2 protein-coding genes are annotated in these 3,403 nt (G+C 59.1%); both read right to left on the bottom strand.

From position 1 onward, the window contains the following. Nucleotides 1-1,289: 1,289 nt before the first annotated feature. Complete coding sequence (locus tag BQ17_RS18830; RefSeq protein ID WP_089729755.1) at nucleotides 1,290-1,715, bottom strand: F0F1 ATP synthase subunit epsilon; 426 nt, start codon at nucleotides 1,713-1,715, stop codon at nucleotides 1,290-1,292. A gap of 16 nt (nucleotides 1,716-1,731) precedes the next feature. Beyond that, complete coding sequence (atpD, locus tag BQ17_RS18825; RefSeq protein WP_089729753.1) at nucleotides 1,732-3,108, bottom strand: F0F1 ATP synthase subunit beta; 1,377 nt, start codon at nucleotides 3,106-3,108, stop codon at nucleotides 1,732-1,734. Nucleotides 3,109-3,403: the final 295 nt, after the last annotated feature.

The raw sequence follows: 3,403 nt of genomic DNA, 5'->3' as shown, positions 1-3,403 counted from the left end.
GTGTTGGTCAGGTTGATCAAGGTCATCCAGCCGTTGCGGGTGGTGTAGTAGGGAGCAATGGCCACCTCCCCGATACCGTCCGTCGCCAGATTGACCGCACCGGCATCGAAGGCGGAAACGGCCATGCCCAAGGACGCCGCGACGGCGAGGCTCAGGGGTGTTTTACGCAATGTCTTCATCAGTCAACTCTCCTAATTTCTCGGGTAGATTAGCGAACACAATCAGCCATGTAGGTTCGTAACCTTTTGGATGCTACAGCCATTTCACGTGCGCATCAAGCTATCCCCGGAATCTTCCAGGATATGAGGCAAGGCGCGTAACATTTAGTACATGCAGTAGTACCGATAACCTATTGAACGCAAATTGGCTGATATCGGCCCGCCATCACTGAGGGTTCCAGTGCCCTTGCGTTCAGCCACGCCGATTTGCGGCGAATGCTTCCGTTCACGGATTGAGCCGACGACCCCAGCACTGAAGTACCGATCAGTCGGTCTAGTTCTTCTCAATTGAGTATCCTGCTCGCTCTACTTGCTCAATGTTATCGGTAGTCGAGAGCATCTGTAACTAAACGAAGCCACGCGCCTATTGGACTGTCACCCGTTGCGCTATCGCTGAGTTGCCGATTCCACAACAACAACTCGGTGACAGGCAGCACTTTCATAGCCTTAAGCACATAGCCTGAATTAGAAAGTAGCATGAGAAAAACAAAGAGTCAACCGAAAAACAACATGAAGAGCAAAAAGTCACAGATCAGGCTCCACCTGTGGCGTAAAGGCAACCAAGGCCATCGACTCCCGGGCAAGCCACATAAGCTCTCGGAAAACATAACCCCAGCGGACCTGTCCGCTTACCTAAAGGTAGGGTAGACAGGCCATCTGCAAGGTCGGTTTGCCCTCCCCTGCCCTGCAGGGACGGGGCTTGATTCCTGTCTACCGCCACCAGGCAAGCCACCCAATTCTGGAGCAGCTGCTTCGGGGGTGTAGATACGATGAGCACAGCAACCAGCATGGCTTGCTTGCAGCGGGCAAGGATGGTTCAGAGCCCGACTCTGGTTGCCCTCCATGGCACCGGACTCCGGCAATCCCTGCTGGAATGACGCGGCGAGGTTTCAAGATTACAACCTTGGCGATGAACCGCTTAAGACACAGCGGATGCAGAAAAGCGCTCGGCATCTTAAGCGGTTCAAACGACACAACCGGTTGCTTTATATCTTTTATTATTCGGCTGCCCTGACCCGACCCACACGCTCAGTGGCAGACCCGTAGGGGTGAGGAATTTTCCGCCTACACTTAGGCACCTTTCAGCTTGCGCAGCTTCTCGATTGCGCGCAGCTGGGCGACGGCCGCTGCGAGCTCTGCCTGGGCTTGGGCGTGTTCGAATTCGGCGGTCCTTCCGACCAGGGCGTCTTCCGCGCGTCGTTTGGCATCCACCGCCGCGGCCTCATCCAGATCGCGGGCGCGGATGGCGGTGTCCGCCAGGATGGTCACCACCCGCGGCTGGACTTCGAGCATGCCACCGGAGACATAGAAGTGCTCCATCTCCCCGTTCTCGGACTCGACCCGGACGTCACCTGGTTTCAGGCGGGTTATCAAGGCCGTATGACGGGGCGAGATGCCGACTTCCCCCATCTCCGCCGGCGCATACACCATGGTCGCCAGTCCCGAGTGGATGGCCCCCTCGGCACTTACGATGTCGACATGAACGGTCATTGCCATGGGAATCCTCCCGGCGTTACATGCTCTCGGCCTTGGCGACGGCCTCGTCGATTCCGCCCACCATGTAGAAGGCTTGCTCCGGGAGACGGTCGTACTCGCCGCCGACGATGGCCTTGAAGGCCGCGATGGTGTCCTTCAAGGGCACATATTTGCCAGACGAGCCGGTGAAGACCTCCGCCACGAAGAAGGGTTGGGAGAGGAAGCGTTGAATCTTGCGCGCCCGGGCAACGATCAGCTTGTCCTCGTCGGACAGCTCGTCCATACCTAAGATGGCGATGATGTCCTTGAGCTCCTTGTAGCGCTGTAGGGTGCCCTGGACCGAGCGCGCCGTCTCATAGTGCTCCTGACCGACTACGTTGGGATCGAGGATACGGCTGGTGGAGTCCAGGGGATCCACTGCCGGGTAGATGCCCAACTCCGCGATCTGCCGCGACAGCACCAAGGTGGCGTCGAGGTGGGCGAAGGTCGTGGCCGGCGAGGGGTCGGTGAGGTCGTCCGCGGGCACGTATATCGCCTGGAAGGAGGTAATGGAGCCGGTCCGGGTGGAGGTGATGCGTTCCTGCAACAGGCCCATCTCCAAGGCCAGGGTAGGCTGGTATCCCACGGCCGAGGGCATGCGCCCGAGCAACGCGGAGACCTCGGTACCGGCCAGGGTGTAGCGATAGATGTTGTCGATAAACATCAGGACGTCGCGGCCTTCGTCGCGGAAGTACTCGGCCATGGTGAGGCCGGTCAGGGCGACGCGGGCCCGGTTGCCCGGAGGCTCGTTCATCTGGCCGTAGACCAAGGCGACCTTATCGAGGACGTTGGACTCCATCATCTCGTGGTAGAAGTCGTTACCCTCGCGGGTACGTTCGCCGACGCCCGCGAACACCGAATAACCGGAGTGCTCCACGGCGATATTGCGGATCAGCTCCATCAGGGTGACCGTCTTGCCGACGCCGGCGCCGCCGAACAATCCGACCTTGCCGCCCTTGGCGATGGGCATGATGAGGTCGATAACCTTGATGCCCGTCTCCAGGAGCTCGGTGGCGGCCGCCTGGTCCTCGAACTTGGGCGCGGCGCGGTGGATGGGCCACTGTTTCTCGGACTCCACCGGACCCTTTTCATCCACGGGCTCGCCCAGGACATCCATGATGCGGCCCAGGGTGGGGATACCGACCGGGACGCTGATGGGCGCGCCGGTGCTGGCGGCAACCAAGCCGCGACGCAGACCGTCGGTGGAGCCCATGGCGATGGTGCGCACGATGCCGTCGCCGAGCTGTTGCTGTACCTCGAGCGTCAGGCCGACCTTGTCGATCGTCAACGCCTCATAGACCTTCGGCATCTCGCCACGGGGAAACTTTACGTCCACCACGGCACCGATGATTTGCACCAGGTTACCCGAGCTCATAGTGTCTCCTCTTGCCGCATGGCGGCGTCTCGATAAACGAGCAGAATTCTCACGGAAGATTAATCCGCGAATAAACGCAAATGAATACGAATGAATCCACACGAATTTTCGTGTCGATTCGTGTTCATTCGTGGTTCTTTATGTTGTTTCCAGATTTTGCACGCAGCTGACTAAGTCACCTCGAAATCCCGGTCAAACCCTGAAGTATCCCCACAAACCAGCCTCTGGCTCCCACGCTCCAGCGTGGGAGCAAATCCAGACGCTCCAGCGTCATGAAACCTTGGCCGCTGGAGCG

Source organism: Candidatus Thiosymbion oneisti (assembly GCF_900092655.1).
GTDB lineage: Bacteria > Pseudomonadota > Gammaproteobacteria > Chromatiales > Chromatiaceae > Thiosymbion > Thiosymbion oneisti.
This window is presented reverse-complemented; position numbering and strand designations above follow the sequence as displayed.